20 protein-coding genes and 1 tRNA gene are annotated in these 15,502 nt (G+C 71.2%); 13 read left to right on the top strand and 8 right to left on the bottom strand.

The window, feature by feature from the left end:
• The first annotated feature begins 134 nt into the window (after positions 1 to 134).
• The gene (locus ACWCPY_RS02795; RefSeq protein ID WP_451262506.1) at positions 135 to 803 is read left to right on the top strand and encodes an HAD-IA family hydrolase; all 669 of its coding nucleotides are present in this window, start codon (positions 135 to 137) and stop codon (positions 801 to 803) included.
• 28 nt (positions 804 to 831) lie between these two features.
• On the opposite strand, the gene ACWCPY_RS02790 is transcribed toward ACWCPY_RS02795, so the two are convergent.
• Positions 832 to 1,566 carry an ABC transporter permease gene (locus ACWCPY_RS02790; protein ID WP_451262505.1) on the bottom strand — a complete coding sequence of 245 codons (735 nt, stop codon included), beginning with the start codon at positions 1,564 to 1,566 and terminating at the stop codon, positions 832 to 834.
• A 267-nt stretch (positions 1,567 to 1,833) separates the two neighbouring features.
• Here ACWCPY_RS02790 and ACWCPY_RS02785 point away from each other — a divergent pair, with 267 nt between their 5' ends.
• The 3 genes from ACWCPY_RS02785 (at position 1,834) to ACWCPY_RS02775 (ending at position 4,606) form a co-directional block, all read left to right on the top strand.
• Positions 1,834 to 2,478: an HNH endonuclease family protein gene (locus tag ACWCPY_RS02785; protein WP_451262503.1), complete on the top strand. Its 645-nt coding sequence runs from the start codon at positions 1,834 to 1,836 to the stop codon at positions 2,476 to 2,478.
• A 757-nt stretch (positions 2,479 to 3,235) separates the two neighbouring features.
• A complete protein-coding gene (locus ACWCPY_RS02780; RefSeq protein ID WP_451262502.1) occupies positions 3,236 to 3,691 on the top strand; it encodes a DoxX family protein in 456 nt (151 codons plus the stop codon).
• Positions 3,692 to 3,937: 246 nt separating this feature from the next.
• Entirely contained in the window at positions 3,938 to 4,606 is a 669-nt protein-coding gene (locus ACWCPY_RS02775) for a DedA family protein (protein ID WP_451262501.1), read from the top strand.
• On the opposite strand, the gene ACWCPY_RS02770 is transcribed toward ACWCPY_RS02775, so the two are convergent.
• From ACWCPY_RS02770 to ACWCPY_RS02755, 4 genes are all read right to left on the bottom strand, one after another.
• On the bottom strand, positions 4,593 to 4,817 hold the full coding sequence (locus tag ACWCPY_RS02770) for a DUF2277 domain-containing protein (protein WP_451262499.1): 225 nt from the start codon (positions 4,815 to 4,817) through the stop codon (positions 4,593 to 4,595). The two genes, ACWCPY_RS02775 and ACWCPY_RS02770, sit on opposite strands and share 14 nt — an antisense overlap.
• A 69-nt stretch (positions 4,818 to 4,886) precedes the next feature.
• The gene (locus tag ACWCPY_RS02765; RefSeq protein WP_451262498.1) at positions 4,887 to 6,224 is read right to left on the bottom strand and encodes a DUF1254 domain-containing protein; all 1,338 of its coding nucleotides are present in this window, start codon (positions 6,222 to 6,224) and stop codon (positions 4,887 to 4,889) included.
• A 31-nt stretch (positions 6,225 to 6,255) separates the two neighbouring features.
• Positions 6,256 to 6,696 (bottom strand): DUF7144 family membrane protein, encoded by a 441-nt coding sequence (locus ACWCPY_RS02760; RefSeq protein WP_451262497.1) that lies wholly within the window; start codon positions 6,694 to 6,696, stop codon positions 6,256 to 6,258.
• 156 nt (positions 6,697 to 6,852) lie between these two features.
• Entirely contained in the window at positions 6,853 to 7,485 is a 633-nt protein-coding gene (locus tag ACWCPY_RS02755) for a hypothetical protein (RefSeq protein WP_451262496.1), read from the bottom strand.
• 94 nt (positions 7,486 to 7,579) lie between these two features.
• Here ACWCPY_RS02755 and ACWCPY_RS02750 point away from each other — a divergent pair, with 94 nt between their 5' ends.
• Positions 7,580 to 8,491 (top strand): MerR family transcriptional regulator, encoded by a 912-nt coding sequence (locus tag ACWCPY_RS02750; protein WP_451262812.1) that lies wholly within the window; start codon positions 7,580 to 7,582, stop codon positions 8,489 to 8,491.
• Between the two features lie 41 nt (positions 8,492 to 8,532).
• Positions 8,533 to 8,607 (top strand): 50S ribosomal protein bL37, encoded by a 75-nt coding sequence (locus ACWCPY_RS02745; RefSeq protein ID WP_015034725.1) that lies wholly within the window; start codon positions 8,533 to 8,535, stop codon positions 8,605 to 8,607.
• A 210-nt stretch (positions 8,608 to 8,817) separates the two neighbouring features.
• Here ACWCPY_RS02745 and ACWCPY_RS02740 read toward each other — a convergent pair whose 3' ends face one another.
• The gene (locus ACWCPY_RS02740) at positions 8,818 to 9,036 is read right to left on the bottom strand and encodes a hypothetical protein (protein WP_451262811.1); all 219 of its coding nucleotides are present in this window, start codon (positions 9,034 to 9,036) and stop codon (positions 8,818 to 8,820) included.
• Between the two features lie 311 nt (positions 9,037 to 9,347).
• Between ACWCPY_RS02740 and ACWCPY_RS02735 the strand changes: the two genes are divergently transcribed.
• The 3 genes from ACWCPY_RS02735 to ACWCPY_RS02725 all read left to right on the top strand — a co-directional run bounded on the left by ACWCPY_RS02735 (position 9,348) and on the right by ACWCPY_RS02725 (position 11,108).
• The gene (locus ACWCPY_RS02735) at positions 9,348 to 10,178 is read left to right on the top strand and encodes a hypothetical protein (protein WP_451262494.1); all 831 of its coding nucleotides are present in this window, start codon (positions 9,348 to 9,350) and stop codon (positions 10,176 to 10,178) included.
• A complete protein-coding gene (locus tag ACWCPY_RS02730) occupies positions 10,175 to 10,537 on the top strand; it encodes a transcriptional regulator (protein ID WP_451262492.1) in 363 nt (120 codons plus the stop codon). The genes ACWCPY_RS02735 and ACWCPY_RS02730 overlap by 4 nt, the downstream gene beginning before the upstream one ends.
• Positions 10,538 to 10,811: 274 nt before the next feature.
• Positions 10,812 to 11,108, top strand: coding sequence for a GYD domain-containing protein (locus tag ACWCPY_RS02725; protein WP_451262490.1), 297 nt, complete (start codon positions 10,812 to 10,814; stop codon positions 11,106 to 11,108).
• Positions 11,109 to 11,261: 153 nt separating this feature from the next.
• Here ACWCPY_RS02725 and ACWCPY_RS02720 read toward each other — a convergent pair.
• Positions 11,262 to 11,336 (bottom strand) — tRNA-Val (locus tag ACWCPY_RS02720).
• A gap of 241 nt (positions 11,337 to 11,577) precedes the next feature.
• On the opposite strand from ACWCPY_RS02720, the gene ACWCPY_RS02715 reads away from it, so the two are divergent.
• The 4 genes from ACWCPY_RS02715 to ACWCPY_RS02700 all read left to right on the top strand — a co-directional run bounded on the left by ACWCPY_RS02715 (position 11,578) and on the right by ACWCPY_RS02700 (position 14,727).
• On the top strand, positions 11,578 to 12,342 hold the full coding sequence (locus ACWCPY_RS02715; protein ID WP_451262489.1) for a DUF4097 family beta strand repeat-containing protein: 765 nt from the start codon (positions 11,578 to 11,580) through the stop codon (positions 12,340 to 12,342).
• 71 nt (positions 12,343 to 12,413) lie between these two features.
• Positions 12,414 to 13,781 (top strand): hypothetical protein, encoded by a 1,368-nt coding sequence (locus ACWCPY_RS02710; protein WP_451262488.1) that lies wholly within the window; start codon positions 12,414 to 12,416, stop codon positions 13,779 to 13,781.
• Positions 13,782 to 13,878: 97 nt separating this feature from the next.
• Positions 13,879 to 14,469, top strand: coding sequence for a DUF4383 domain-containing protein (locus ACWCPY_RS02705; protein ID WP_451262487.1), 591 nt, complete (start codon positions 13,879 to 13,881; stop codon positions 14,467 to 14,469).
• 27 nt (positions 14,470 to 14,496) lie between these two features.
• Positions 14,497 to 14,727: an FmdB family zinc ribbon protein gene (locus ACWCPY_RS02700; protein ID WP_451262486.1), complete on the top strand. Its 231-nt coding sequence runs from the start codon at positions 14,497 to 14,499 to the stop codon at positions 14,725 to 14,727.
• A gap of 103 nt (positions 14,728 to 14,830) precedes the next feature.
• Here ACWCPY_RS02700 and ACWCPY_RS02695 read toward each other — a convergent pair whose 3' ends face one another.
• Positions 14,831 to 15,490: an O-methyltransferase gene (locus ACWCPY_RS02695; RefSeq protein ID WP_451262485.1), complete on the bottom strand. Its 660-nt coding sequence runs from the start codon at positions 15,488 to 15,490 to the stop codon at positions 14,831 to 14,833.
• Positions 15,491 to 15,502 lie beyond the last annotated feature (12 nt).

Genomic DNA, 15,502 nt, shown 5'->3' with positions numbered 1-15,502 from the left:
CTGTGACCTGAAGAACAACCGGAGCCCCGACCGCACTCGCGGTCGGGGCTCATTCGCGTCTCTGGATTGGCCAGAGCAGCACCCTTCTTTGTATCGTAGCGAAACAAATAAGCTACGACGTAGAGGATGGCCCCGTGCCCAGGTCAGTGACCATAGGTGTTTTTAAGGCGTTGCTCCTGGACATGGACGGCACCCTGGTGAACTCCGACGCCGTCGTGGAGCGCTGCTGGCGGCGCTGGGCGCTGCGCGAGGGCCTGGACCCGGAGGCCACGCTCAAGGTCGTCCACGGACGGCAGGGGTACGCCACCATGGCGGTGCTCCTCCCGGACCGCCCGATGGAGCAGAACTACGCGGACAACCGGGTCATGCTCGCCGAGGAGACCGCCGACACCGACGGCGTCGTACCGGTCGGCGGCGCGCCCGCCTTCATGGACGCGATCGCCGCGCTTCCGCACGCCCTGGTCACCTCGGCCGACGAGGCGCTGGCCCGGGCCCGGATGACCGCGTCGGGCCTGCGGATGCCGGAGGTCCGTGTCACCGCCGAGAGCGTCGGCGCCAGCAAGCCGGACCCGGAGGGCTTCCTCAAGGGCGCGGCCGAGCTGGGCTTCGCCGCGGCGGACTGCGTCGTCCTGGAGGACTCGGAGGCGGGCATCGCGGCGGGCCGGGCGGCGGGCATGCGGGTCGTGGGCGTCGGCCCGCGCGCCGGGGCGCTCTCCCCCGACGCGCACGTCGAGGACCTGACACGGATCCGGGTGGAGGCGGCACCCGACGGCTCGATCCTTCTGCACATCGACGCGCGATAGCCGCATCCCGGCGGCACGCGCCCCGGCCTCAGTCCCGGTGCAGCCGCCCCCGCGCGACCAGTTCGAGCACCGTCGCGACGGCCACCGCCTGCACGGCCATCAGGGCTACCAGTACGAACAGTTGCACGGCCCCCGCCTGCACCGGTGAGGCGCCGCCCAGCAGCATGCCCACGAAGGCACCCGGCAGGGTCACGAGCCCCACCGTCCGGGTCTGATCGAGCCCCGGCAGCAACGCGTCCGACGCCGCGGGCCGGGCGATCTCCATCCTCGCCTCACGGTCGAGCAGTCCGAGCGCCATCCCCGCCTCCACCTCCCCGCGCCGGGTCGTCAGCTCGTCCAGCGCCCGCCGCCCGCCGAGCACGGTCGCGGTCAGCGCACCCCCGATGAGGATGCCGGTCACCGGGATCAGCGCGATGCCCCGGACCGGGACGAGTCCGGTGAGCAGCAGCAGCGCGACAACCGGCGCGACCCCTGCCGCGATCGGCAGCGCCGCCCATCGCCAGGTGCGATTGCCGGTGACCCGGCGGCCCGCGGTCCGTACCGCCACGGCGTACATCAGCGCCACGAACCCGAGCAGCGGCGCCACCGAGTGGACCACCCAGCCGATGAGCAGGGAAACCGCGGCGAGTTGGACCGCCGCCCGCAGCCCGGCGAGCAGGATCTCGCGCGACCGGCCGAGCGAGGCCAGCGCGGCGACCCCGGCCGCCGCCGCGAGCAGCACGGCGAGCACGACTCCGAGCGTGATGTTGACCGGTAGCAGCACGCCGCAACCCTACGGCCGGCCCGCCCCGGACCATGCGCGCGAACCGGCCCTCCGCGGCGTCGACTTGTCGCCATGTCAGCCTGTACGCCCGCGCAGATGCGGACGTACGCCCCCATGCTCCAGGCCTGTTCGCCAAAACCCTTGATGTGACGTGCCCATGTCGCCACCCTGTTACCTGGTGCCCACCCCACGGAAACCCGGCACCGCCACGATGGCCGGGCCCCACGGGTCACCCGTCCAAGGTCCCCCCACATCAAGGGAGTTCGCATGTCTGGTGTCTACGCGCGTCGCATCGCCGTTGTCGCCGCATCCGCCGCATTCGCCGCAACCACCGGCCTGCTCACCGCCCCCACGGCCCAAGCGGCCATGCCCACCCCGGTCTCCGCTTCGACCGCCCGCACCTACCTCAGCGAGCTGACCGTCGCCGCGGAGGGCTCGTCGAGCGGCTACAGCCGCGACAAGTTCCCGCACTGGATCACCCAGTCGGGCGCCTGCAACACCCGCGAGGTCGTCCTGAAGCGCGACGGCACCAACGTGACGCAGGACTCCAGCTGCGCCGCCGTCAGCGGCACTTGGTACTCGGAGTACGACGGCGCCACCTGGACCGCCGCATCCGACCTGGACATCGACCACATGGTCCCGCTGGCCGAGGCCTGGCGCTCGGGCGCGAGCAGCTGGACGACCGCCGAGCGCCAGGCGTACGCCAACGACCTGACACGCCCACAGCTCATCGCGGTCACGGACAACGTCAACCAGGCCAAGGGCGACAAGGACCCGGCCAAGTGGCTGCCCTCGCGCACCGCGTACCAGTGCACGTACGTACGGGCCTGGGTGCACGTGAAGCACTACTACGACCTGACCGTCGACCCGGCCGAGAAGAGCGCCCTGCAGTCCGTCCTGAACAACTGCTGATCCCCGCACCGGACTCGGGCCTCCAAGCCCCCACACTCGCTCCACACCGTACGGAGCCGTGCATGCCGCACGGCTCCGTACCCGTGTGAGCGGGCCGCCGCAAGAGCGGCATTCCGCCACCGCCCCGCCCTCCGGCCCCGCCCCGGAATCATCGGCACGTTTTCGGCCGAGTACGGCCGCTCGTGGCGGACACCCGCACAGCCGGCGAACCCGAAGGGCGACGGCGGTCGGCGCCCGGCACCGGGAGGATCCGCCGGCCCCGCGAAAAGGCCCCCACCGAGCCCGATTCGCACCGCCGCCCCCCGATCGCCACCTCGCCGCCACGACTCCTGCCGTCATTGGTCCACCACACGGAGCGGCGGGGCGTGACACCGCGCCCGCCCCGGGCCGGGCGGCACCCCCGGGCCCACACCGCACAGCCGACCTGCTCACCCGCGCGCAACACGCTCCCCGGCCCGCCCGGGACCGGCTCCACGCCCCGGGCGACCCCGGGCAGGACAGCGGCAAGTGGTCCAGCAACCAGCTCACACCCCCGCCCTCGCATGGCCGGAAAGCTGCGCCGCCATTGGTTCAGGCCAAGACGGCGAAGAGAGGTTCGCAGATGAAGAGGGTGCGGGGCCGAAATCCACCCGCCACCCGTAGGGCGATTTTCAGCCCGTCGACGAAATGTTGAAGTTGCAAGCATTGGTGAGGTTTCCCTAATCTGAGGCACTCAATCGGTTCACGTCCCCACCAGACCGAAGGAGCCCCTCCCCCCATGCAGACACGCTTGAACCAGGCTCAGCCCTACGCACTCGGCCTCTTCCGGATCGTCATCGGCCTGTTCTTCGCCTGCCACGGCGCCGCCTCGCTCTTCGGCATCCTCGGCGGCGCGATGAACGGCGGCTCCATACCCGTCGGCACCTGGCCCGGCTGGTACGCGGCGGTCATCCAGCTCGTCGGCGGCATCCTCGTGATGCTCGGGCTCGGCACCCGTCTCGCCGCCCTGATCTGCTCCGGCTCGATGGCCTACGCCTACTTCAAGGTCCACCAGCCCGAGGCGCTGTTCCCGCTGCAGAACGGTGGAGAGCCCTCGGCCGTCTTCTGCTGGGCGTTCCTCCTGCTGGTGTTCACCGGCCCCGGCGCACTGGCCCTGGACCGGCTGTTCGACCGGAACGGCACGGAGTACGACAAGGACCGCGCGTCCGAGCAGGCACCGCCCGTGACGGTCTGATCCGTACGCGACCGCTCCACCGCCCACGGACCGCTCCGCCGGGGCCGACGCGGGCCGTTCCTCACGTACATCCGGGCGTGCGCCCGGAACCGAGGCTTCCCATTTCCGGGTGTACGTGAGGTTCCCAACATCGCTCGTATTTGTGGATCACCGGATGAACGCCAGGCGTACGCTGTACAGCTGACCCTGCCGCTCCTGCCGCTCCCCTGCGACGTCGCGGCGTTGTTCCGAATCGGGGAGTAGTAGGTGCTTGAGAGTGTGGGCGCGCTGACCGGCAGCCCATGGATCTACGCCGTGGTCGCCCTTTCGGTGCTCCTGGACGTCTTTCTGCCCCTGCTGCCCAGCGGGGTCCTGGTGATCACCGCCGCCACCGCTGCCGCCGCCGGTTCGACGACCGTCGCGGGCGGCGCCGCCGGGCAGGTGACCGAGGTCCCCTCACTGCTCGCCCTGATCCTCTGCGCGGCCACCGCCTCGGTACTCGGCGACCTCGTCGCCTACCGGCTGGCCTGGCGCGGCGGGGAACGTCTGGACCGGGCCATCGCCCGCTCCCGGCGCCTCACCTCCGCGCAGGAACGCCTCGGTACCGCCCTCGCCCGGGGCGGCGGCATCCTCGTCATCATCGCCCGCTTCGCCCCGGCCGGGCGCTCGGTGGTCTCCCTGGGCGCGGGCGCCGCGCATCGCAAGGTCAAGGAATTCCTTCCCTGGTCGGCCCTGGCGGGCGTGGCCTGGGCCGGCTACAGCGTGGGCCTCGGCTACTTCGGCGGCCAGTGGCTGGGCGCGACGTGGGTGGGCACGGCCGTATCGGTCCTCGCCCTGTTCGTGGCGGGCGCTCTGGCCGCGTATCTCATACGCCGCCCGGCGGGGGAGACGGCCGCCGCGGCGCCTGCGAACGCGACGGCCACTACGGCGTCCTGACCGCGCCCCGGATCTCCAGCCCCTCCAGGAGTCCGACGGTCGCCTCGGTGATCTCGTCGACGGCCCGGTCGAACACCTCCTGGTTGTGCGCGGCCGGAGCACGGAAGCCCGACACCTTGCGCACGAACTGCAGGGCGGCGGCCCGGATCTCCTCCTCGGTGGCCTCTTCGGGGATGGCGGGCGGACGAAGGGTCTTGATGCTGCGGCACATGTCTCCAGTGTGAACCGCACCACTGACAACCGTCCCGCCTCCGCCCGGCCCGGCCGCCTTCCCCCCTCCTCACCGGGTCCGTTCGACGGCGGGGATCACGTACGTCCCGTCGAGGACCCCGGGCCCCGGCGCGCAGAGCCTGAGCACGAGCCGGAACTCCCCGTCGGGCACGGACAGCCGGTTCGCGTCCGCCGATTCCGCCGCGTCCGGGTGCTCCGGCCGGTCCCGCCCGATGCGGACGGCCGACGGACCGCCCTCCTTCCCGTGCACCGGACCGCGCCCCGCCAGGGCCTCGCCGATGCGCCGACCGGCCGGGTCGTACACGGCCAGGGACCAGCCCGCCGCGGGCGGCGGGCCCTCGAAGCGCAGCACGTAGGAGTGGGCTCCGTTCAGCCGCTCGCCCCCGGCGTCGCCGATGGTGCGGGCGCACACCGCCTCGTACCCGTGCACGCCCCACAGCGAGCCCCGCGCCGCGACCGCCCTGGTCCGGTAGGACACCTCCCGGTCGGCGATCCGCCACTCCGGGGAGTCGACGGTTCCGACGCCGTAGTGGTCGAGGTTGTAGTCGTGGAGGTGCGGATCCAGCACCCACCCCCCGCGCGCCGCCGCGGCCCGGCTCGTCTCCTCCACCCACGCCCTCCCCCGGGCCAGGCCCTCGGTCAGCGCTCGTACGAGGGCGGGGCCGGCGCGGGTGTACGGCGAGGGCCCCTCCTCCAGCAGCCCCAGTGGCTGGAACCGGTCCTGGTACGCCTGGTCGGGCGCGGACGGCGGGAAGTCGGCCATCCACACCCTGAGCCGCTCGAAGAACCTCAGCGCCTCCGGTACGTCGGGGTCGGGGGCGGGCAGTCCCGTACGGTGCGCGCCCGGTTCGACGTAGCTGACGCCCGGCCGCTCCTGGAGCGCGCGGCCCCGTGCGGGGTCTTCACGGGCGTCGAAGCCGTCGCAGATGTGGCGCCCGATGACGGAGACGACGGAGGTGGGTGCGTCGACGACCCCGAGCACGCCGTCGGGCACGCGGCCCGCCCAGCCCGGGGGAGCGACGAGCCATTCCCCGGCCCGGGCGCGGCCGGCCCGGCGCCCGACGTACGCGAAGTTGTTGGTCCAGGCATCGACGAACTGGAACACACAGTACGCACCGGCCGCTCCGTCCGTGCCGTCCGTGCGGGGAAGGCGCAGCAGCACCGGTCCACCGGAGAGATCGAGATGGACGACGGAACGGACGGTGTCGCCGGCGGACACGAAGGGCATGTCCGCCGACGACGACCGGTCCGCGTGCGCGAAGTGGTTGAAGGGTGTGGGCGGCAGCGGACCGAAGCCCGTGTGCATGAAGCCCTCGACCACCGACAGATCACGGACCAGCGGATACCCGTAGACATACGCCTCGGCGGCAAGAGCGGCGAGTTCCATTTCTACCTCCGGCCAGGGGCTCCGTCCCCGCTCAGATGACCGCCTTCGAGCCGCCCGTGCACAGGGCCCAGATCACGAACCCGTCGATGGCGATGGAGACGAGCGCCCAGACCGGCTGGTACGGCAGCCAGATGAAGTTGATGATCAGGCTGACGGCCGCGAGCGCCACACCCGTGGCACGGGCCCAGTCGGCACCCTTGAGGATGCCCCAGCCGACGACTCCGAGCACGATGCCGAGAACGAGGTGGATCCACCCCCAGGAGCTCACATCGAACTTGAAGGTGTAGTTCCTGACGTGCGCGTACACGTCGTCGGAGGCGATGCCGGTGATGCCCTTGATCACTCCGAGGACACCGTCGACGAGCAGCAGGACACCGGCGAACATGATCCCGCCGGCTGCCCAGGGGTCGACGTCCCCCTGGCCGGCGGAACCTGCCGGGACCGGACCGGGCGCGGGCGCTGAGTGTGCCATCGGAACTCCTTGGCCGGATCGGGACTGCGGAACAGAACCGACCCTGCGTGGCGCCCTGCCGTGCGGCTACTCGGATGCGCCCATACGGGTGACGCCGCGGACGGCGGCGCACGGTCCGCGCTCGCGCCCGACCGGGCACCGCCCCCGCGTCAGCCGCTACGACGAAGGAAGCCGCGTCACCTCCGCGACCTTGCAGGTCATCTTGCCCGGAACCTTCCCCAGCCCTTGTGCCTTCTGCACCGACTTCTGCCCCGCCGCCAGGTCGGTGGCCGTCGCCAGCCCGGAGGCGCGCCGCGTACCGTCGCCGTCCACGAACTCCACGGACACGATGTAGGACGCCCGGGTGTCGGAGTGGTTGACGACCTCCACGTCCGCGTCCGGCCACTCGGTCAGCGAGTCCACCTCGCACCGGGTGATCCGCACATCGCCCTCGGCGTCCGTACCTTCGGGAGCCGGCAGCCCGGTGGGCGCGTCGGAGGCCTCGCCCGTCGCGGGCGCCTCGCTCTTCGCGGACTCCCCCGCCGACGGCTTCGACCTGGCCGTCGACGACGGGCCGCCCCCGCTCGTCACGGCGATCAGCACACCGGCCGCCAGCAGAAGGACCACCCCGCCGAGCACGGACAAGGTGACGATCAGCCCGGTACGGGAACTCTTCGGCGGCTGCGGATAGCCGTATGCCCCGGGGCCGGGCTGCGGCCACTGCGCATACGGCGACGGTGGCGGCTGCTGGGGCGGCTGACCGGGCTGGGGTTCCTGGCCGGGCCGGGGCGGCGGATAGCCGTACGACATGTATCCCCCCTGGGATGGTGCTGACGTGAACAAGACACGTTACGGCGGCTCCTGGGTTGACTCTCCCGCAGGGGGAGACCCGATGGTTACGGGCATGAACGGCGACGCGCTCCTCCCGATCGGGGATCTGGCCAGGCAGACCGGGCTGACGGTGAAGACCGTCCGCTTCTACTCCGACCGCGGGATCGTGTCCCCCGCCACCCGCAGCCCCGCCGGCTACCGCCTCTACTCCCCCGATGCCGTGGCACGCCTCCGCCTGGTCCGGACGCTGCGCGAGCTGGGACTGGACCTTCCCACGATCCGCAAGGTCGCCGACCGCGAACTCCCCCTCCCCGAGGTCGCCGCGGCGCACGCCCGGGCGCTGACGGTGCAGATCCGTACGCTGCGGATGCGGCGCGCGGTGCTGACGGCGGCGGCCAGGCGCGGTTCCCCACCTGAGGAGCTGGAACCCATGCACGAACTGGCCGGACTCTCCGAGCACGAACGCCGCCACCTGATCGACGACTTCCTCACCACCGCGTTCGGCGGCCCGGACGCGGCACCGGGGTTCGCCGGAATCATGCGCTCGATGACTCCGGAGCTGCCCGAGAACCCCGAAACCGAACAGGTCGAGGCCTGGATCGAGTTGGCCGGACTGACCCGGTCCCCGGACTTCGCCGCCCTCGTCCGCCGCCTGACCGGCCACGTGACCACCGACCTCACCCGCCCCGACCCCGCCGCGATGATCCACGCCCGCATCACCCCGGCCCTGCAGGCCGGCACCGCCCCGACGTCACCCCTGGCCGCCCCGGTCGTCGAGGCGATCAGGGCCGAATACGCCAACACCACCGACCGCCCCCTGCTCCCCTTCCTCAAGGCGGTGAACGACCCCCGCTACAGGCGCTACCTCCACCTGCTCGCCGTGATCAACTCCTGGCCGCCCCCGGATGACCCGGCACCGGCCTTCACCTGGCTCATCGAGGCCCTCACCGGCACCGCTGATGCGGCCGAGGCGACCCGGACCTAAGCTGGCGCTGCCCCGAAAACCCCAGGTGAGGGAGGCAGGTCATGGCCAAGCGAGGAAACAAGCGCCGCGCCCGCAAGAAGAAGAACGCCAACCACGGCAAGCGCCCCAACGCCTGAGCGCTGCCCTGGGAAGCGCGCACGCTTCCCAGGGCACCGAAGGACAACAGTGGCCGCTCTCTGCCGCAGCGCCTCGCGGAAATCGGCGTAGGCACTCCAACAGTCGATGCTGCCGTCGTCGTTCGGACTCCCCATGTACCAGTCGTCGTCATCACCCTGCCGGTAGCTGTTCGCCTGCCATCCGGCGATGCCGGCAGTCATGCGGTTCGGCTACGGAGTGATCCAGTCGGCCCAGCCGAACGTGAACCTGTACGCGGCGCGCACCGCGCTTCGTCCTCGGCCTCCCGCCACAAGTGCCACCCCCAGAGCGACGACGAACAGCGCGGCGAAGGCTCCCGCGACGATCACGCCCGTCCTGGGTGCCCGGACCACCCCCACGAAGACGCTCGCGATGATCACGATCGCCAGACCCATGTGGGCACTGCGCATCTCCACGCGGAAAAGGTCCCTCAGCGAGGGATGCGATGCCCGCATGTCTGCGTTGTACCGGTCCCTCGCCGCCTCGGGATCGGCATGCGGCCCCTCTGGCCACTGCTGCTCCACCAGTGCCCCCTCCGGTCGACCGTGCCGCTGAGCATAGGCCTCAACATGACCTTCAGCCACGGCAGCGGGGCGGCACACCGCACGCCACGCAACTCTTGACCGCCATGTACTTTGCGTCGCAAAGTTAATGCTCGGCGGGCGGCCATCCGGTGGACCGCCTCTCAGTGTTGACCGCAGCGCGACCGCAGGGGGAAAACATGGGAACACCCGCACTGAACGGCACGGAGTCCGAACCGAGGGCGCACGCGGCCGGCCTGCTGGCAGCGGCAGAAGGCCTCCGGGTCAGAACCCGCACGCAGCTGAACGGCTCGTGGGTCCCCCTCTTCGGCTTCGGCCTCCTCGCACTGGCAGCCGCTCCGCTCGCCAGGTACGCCTTCAACTTCGGAGCCCACGGGCGCAACATCGAGTCCTACCCGGCCTTCGCCTACGCCGAACTGACCGGCCTGTGCGTCGTCCATGAGCCGGGAACTCCCTGCCTGGAGGGCGAGTTCGACGGCGCCGCCCTGCGCTTCGCGGCCTGGGGCATATGGTTCGCGCTCCTCCCCCTGGCGTGGTTCGTCTTCGCCCGCTGGTACCGCCTGCGCGGCGAGACCCGGGGCATCGTCCCCCGCCGCAGGATGTGGACTCGCGCAACCGCGGCAACCGCCGCGGCGATCACGACAGCACTGGTGATGCTGCTGTTCGGCAGGAACCAGTCATGGGAGGCCGCACTGCTGGAGAACAGCTACGCCTCCCCGTGGTACCTGGTCGGCATCGGACTCCTGGCCCTCGGTATCGCCGAACGCAGCTGGATCGCCGCAGCGGCCGGCATCACTCACGCACTGCTGCTCACGGGCTACCTGGGAGCCTCCTGGGGCACCGGGTGGCTCCCCTGGGCGCACCCCGCCCACCCCGGCTGGGCCGACGGACCGCAGGCCAAGGCGCTCCTGCTCGCCGCCGTCCTGCTCCTCGCAGGCCTGTCCGAGTGGACGGCGGCTCACCGCCGAGCCGCACCCCACGCCGCCGGTGCGCGTACGGTCACCTCGTGAGCACCGCAACTCCGGACGACCAGCAAGGAGCGCACCCGACCCGGGCGCTGGACGACACTGTCCACCAGCGCGTGCGGCTCGGCATCCTCACCGTCGCCCGCGAAGCCGACCGGGTCGAGTTCGGCTTCCTGAAGAAGCAACTGGCCGTCACCGACGGAAACCTCTCCCGGCACCTGAAGGTGCTTGAGGACTCAGGCCTGATCACTGTGGAGAAGGGCTACGCCGGCCGGCGCCCCCGGACGTGGATCGCCCTCAGCCGCACAGGCCTACAGGCCCTGGACACCGAACTACGCGCCCTGCGCGCACTCGTCCTCCGCCTGGACACTCCCCGCCCCGCGCCCGGCCCACCCGGCGTATGAGGCACACCTGCCCCTTGCGCCCATCTCGCCTTCGCACGACCGCAATCGTGGCGAGCACCCCCGCACCATGAATGTCCACCCGGAACGGCCACCGGCCCCGTGAAGCCTGCCCTGTACCGTCCCGACCGTGAGTGACCGCACCCGTTGATGTCAGCCTGCCCCGCGATGCCTGTGGTCGCTCGTGTTGCTCGTTCGGGTGCGTATCTCGTGCAGGTTCTGTCCCGGATGTCCAGTCTTGGTCTCACGATGTGTCTCCTCGTGAGGGTGAAAGAACATGCCGACGTACGTCACCTTGCTGAGCTGGACCGATCAAGGGGTCCGAAACTACAAGGACACCGCAAAGCGCTCCGAGGCCTTCGGATCAGCGGTACAGAAACTCGGGGCGAAGCTCCTGAGCATCTACTGGACCGTCGGTCCGTACGACCTCGTGGCCATCATCGAGGCGCCCGACGACGAAACCGCCACGGCAGCACTCCTGCAGCTCGGTGGGGTGGGCAACGTACATTCCACGACTCTGCGGGCCTTCGGCCCAGAGGAGATGGAGCGCATCATCGCCAAGGCGGCCGGCTGACGGCCCACGTTGTGCAGGACACGCAGCGCAAGGCCGTGAGCCACTTCGACCGCATGCTGAAGCGGCAGCGTCCCGGCCGTGGGGACGGCACCCTTTGACATCACAAGTGGATGTCAAAGGCCCCCAACCATGATCGGTCGGGGGCCTTCGCACTGGTGGGCGCGGACGGTTTCGAACCGCCGACATCTGCTTTGTAAGAGCAGCGCTCTACCCCTGAGCTACGCACCCGTGGATGAGGCAACAGCGTACATGGACTGCGGCCCGTGGTCACAAACGATCCCCGGCGCCGGCGGACGGGACGCCGGTCGGCGGGAGTGCGGCGGGGCAGAAGCGGGCAGAAAGGGCTCGTGCGGGGGTTATCCCCACCCCGCTTACGGTAGCCGTCCGGATTCTGGCGGGGGCGGGGACGTACGTACGGTGTGGGTCGCAGCATCGGAGCATCCGCCGTACGACCTGGGGGAAGATCATCGTGGCAGTCCGTACCCGCACTCTCATCGCGTCCGGTGGGGCCGTGCTTCTGGCTCTTGTTCTTACCGGTTGTGGCAGTACGGATGTGAGCGGCGCGCCCGCCGAGCACAAGTCGTTCGCGTTGAGCGGGAAGACGCTGACCATCCATTCCGGACAGTCCTCGCTGGAGCTCGTGCCGGCCGACGTGCAGAAGGTCGAGGTGACCCGCCGTGTGGATGGGTGGGTGGCGTTCGGGGACGGGCCCGAGCCGCAGTGGGGGATGCAGGACGACACGCTCACGCTCGGGGTGAAGTGCGAGGCGCTGATCAGCAACTGTGACGCGGAGCATCAGGTGAAGGTGCCGCGCGGGGTGACGGTGGTCGTGAAGGGGGACGACGGGAGGATCGTCGCCTCCGGCTTCCGTACGCCGCTCACGCTCAGCGCCGACAACGGCAGGGTGACCGTCCGGGACTCCACCGGGCCGCTCAAGCTGGCCAGCGACAACGGCGCCATCATCACCGAGAGGGTCTCGGCCAAGTCCGTGTCGGCGCGGTCGGACAACGGCAGCATCCGGCTGGGGTTCACGACCGTGCCGGATCTCGTGGACACCGTGAGCGACAACGGGGCGATCACCATCGATCTTCCGGGCGGCCCCGTGGCGTACGCGGTGGACGCCTCCGCCGACAACGGGCACATCTCGGTGGACGTGCCGCGCAGCGACGGCAGCAGTCATGTGGTGAAGGCCCGGAGCGGCAACGGCCAAGTCACGGTCCGAAGCGCGAACTAACCGGCCCGTGTGTTCGTCCTTACCTGGTGGGAGAATGTACCGGGCAGGGCGAAACGGCACGGGAGAGGGATGTGACGGCGACACACGCGCGGCCGCGGGCGAGAGCGGGTGGGAGTTCCGCCGTCAGGGATGTCGTCGCGCTGATGCTGTTGCCGGTGCCGCTGCTCGCAGCCGCGTTGCCGGCCGCCTTCGCGGGTGGTGGTACGAGGCGCTGGTTCGGCGGGCGCGGGGAGAGTCAGCGCGCCGAGGCGCAGGCCGCGAAGGATGCCGCCGCGTCGGCCTTCTACGAGCTGGACACGGCCCAGCGCGATCTGCGGATCTCGATCGAGACGATCACCGCGGTGGACAGCTCGCCCGCCGCGCGCAAGGCCGTGGACGGCTTCGACGCCCTGGGGCGACGGATCGACGAGGTCAGCCACACCTACATCACCGCGGTCGACGCGCACGACCTGGACCGGGACGATCTGGAGCCGTCGGTCGCCGCCCGCGCGCGGTCGGAGCTGGCCGCGGCCAAGGACGAGCTGGTGCGGGTCAAGGCCGAGCTGGACCGGTTCGCGCAGGGGCTCGGTCCGCTGCTGGGCAGCGCGGAGACGCAGCTGGCCCGGCTCGCGCCCGCCGTGGAGCGGGCCCGGCAGGCGCTGCTCGGTGCGAGCAACGCTCTCGACGCGGTACGCGCGTCCGGGCTGCGGGCGGATGATCTCGCCGCCCGGCTGGCGGCCCTCGCGCCCGAGCTGACCAAGCTCAACCAGGGCGCCGGCCGGCACGGCGTCGCCGAGACCCTGCAGCGTGCCGACCGGGTGCTGCGCGATGCCGAGGCGGTGCGGTCCGAGGCGGACAAGCTGCCCGAACGCGCCGCCGAGATCGACCACCGGCTGGTGTCCTTGCGTACGCGCGCGCAGGCGTTGACGACCCGGGCGGGCTCGGTGGAGCCGGTGCTGAGCGAGTTGCGGCGGCGCTTCTCCGCGGCGTGCTGGCAGGATCTCCAGCCCGTGCCCGAGCAGGCGGCCGTCAATGTGCGGCAGGCCGAGGAGAAGCTGAAGGAGGCCGCCCGGGCCCGGGACGAGCAGCGGTGGGCCGATGCGACGTCCCGACTGAGCACGGTCCGTGCCCTGCTGAACGCCACGGACGAGGCGGTGTCCGCGGCCGGTGACCGGCTGCACCGGTTGGATGCAGTGGCCAAGGATCCGCAGCAGGAGATCCAGCGGACCCGGTTCGCGGTCCGCGACGCGCAGCGCCTGGCCATGGACGGCCGCAGCACGCCCGATCCGCGCCATGCCCGTCCGCTGGACGACGCCGTGGCCCGGCTGGACCGCGCCGTCGCCGCGCTCGACGGGCGTCACCCCGACTACTGGCACTTCCTGACCGAGACCGAGGCGGTGCGGCGGACGGCCGCGCGGGTGGTCTCCGAGATCCGTGAGGAGCGCGGGGCGGGCGCCTGAGCCGTACCGGCGGTGCGCCGTGACCCCCGGGGGCTCTGGTGTGCGGTGCCGTCGCCATGGGCGGATCCTGGTAGTACGCCCGAAGGAGACGACCGACATGGCCACCCACGTGCTGCACACCACGGGGCGACAGGCCCCCCGCCGCCGCAAGGCCACGCAACTCGACAAGCATCTGCCGGTCGATCACCGGCTCAACAGCGTCTACCGGGTCGGGGCAGGGCTGATGGGTCTGGTGCTGCTCGCCTTCGGTGTCCTGGGACTGATCGACAAGATCGGCTTCTTCAACACCGGCGGGGCCACCGTCGCGGGCCTCAACACCAACGGTGCGCTGAGCGTCCTGTCCATCTGCGTCGGCCTGCTGCTGTTCATCGGGATGGTGATCGGCGGCAACTTCGCCTCGACACTCAACATGATTCTGGGCATCGCCTTCATCCTCAGCGGCTTCGTCAATCTCGCGCTGCTGGAGACCGACTACAACTTCCTCGCCTTCCGCATCCAGAACGTGCTGTTCAGCTTTGTGGTCGGTCTGATGCTGATGGTGTTCGGGATGTACGGGCGGGTCAGCGGCGGCCTTCCGCACGACAACCCGTACTGGCGGGCGCGCCACCCCGAGGAAGCCGCGCGGGAGATGCGGCTGAGCCGGAGGGCGACCACGCAGCCGATGCCGGTCGTCCGGCGCGGTTCCTGAGCCCGCGGTCGCGGTTAGCCTGGGGCCATGCCTCGTTACGAATTCCGCTGCCGCTCCTGCGGAGACACCTTCGAACTCAGCCGCCCGATGGCCCGGTCCTCCGACCCGGCCTCCTGCCCCGCCGGGCACGCCGACACCGTGAAGCTGCTCTCGACCGTGGCCGTCGGCGGGTCGGCCGCCAGGTCCGCGCCCGCCGCCCCGTCGGCCGGTGGCGGGGGCGGCGGGGGCGGCTGCTGCGGTGGGGGCTGCTGCGGCTGAGAACCGGCCAGGGGCCTTCGATCGCCCGGGCAGAGGTTCGCCCGGTCGGAGGTCGCCCGACAGGCTCTGAGGAGGAGCGGGCGGTCCCGGGCGGGCGGGGCCGCTACCGCTTGCGGGAGAGCGTCAGCCCGTCGGACACCGTCAGCAGCACGCTGTCCATCCGCGCGTCGGCGGCCACGTGGTCGTTGAACTCCTTGATCGCCGCCGCTCCGCCGGTCGCCCGCGGGTCGGTCACCCCGCCGTGGAAGAGCACGTTGTCCGTGACGACGAGACCGCCCTGCCGCATCCGGGGCACCAGCTCCTCCCAGTACGGGATGTAGTTGCCCTTGTCCGCGTCCAGGTAGGCGAGATCGATGTGCGGCTCGGCCGGCATCGCCCGCAGGGTGTCGAGCGCGGGGGCGATACGGAGCTCGATCCGGTCCGCGACGCCCGCCTTCTCCCAGGCCTCCCTGCCGTAGGCGGTCCACTCCTCCGAGATGTCGCAGGCGATCAGCCGCCCGTCGGCGGGCAGTGCCTGCGCCATCGACAGGGCGGAGAACCCCGTGAACGTCCCGACCTCCACGATGTGCCGCGCCCCGGTCAGCCGGACGAGGAAGGCGAGCAGCGGTCCCTGCTCCTCGGCCGACTGCATGCCGGCGTGCTCGGGGAGGCGCGCGTACGTGGTCTCCACGAGCTCGCGCTGCACCGCGTCGAGCGGTGGATTGTGCGCCAGCATGTACGCGTACAGCTCGTCCGTGATCTTGGTCTCGTTGCCCTTGGTCATCCTGCGCTCCTC

This window comes from Streptomyces sp. NPDC002403 (genome assembly GCF_053593015.1).
The sequence above is the reverse complement of the archived record's forward strand: the minus strand, read 5'-3'. Positions and strand labels throughout refer to the sequence as shown.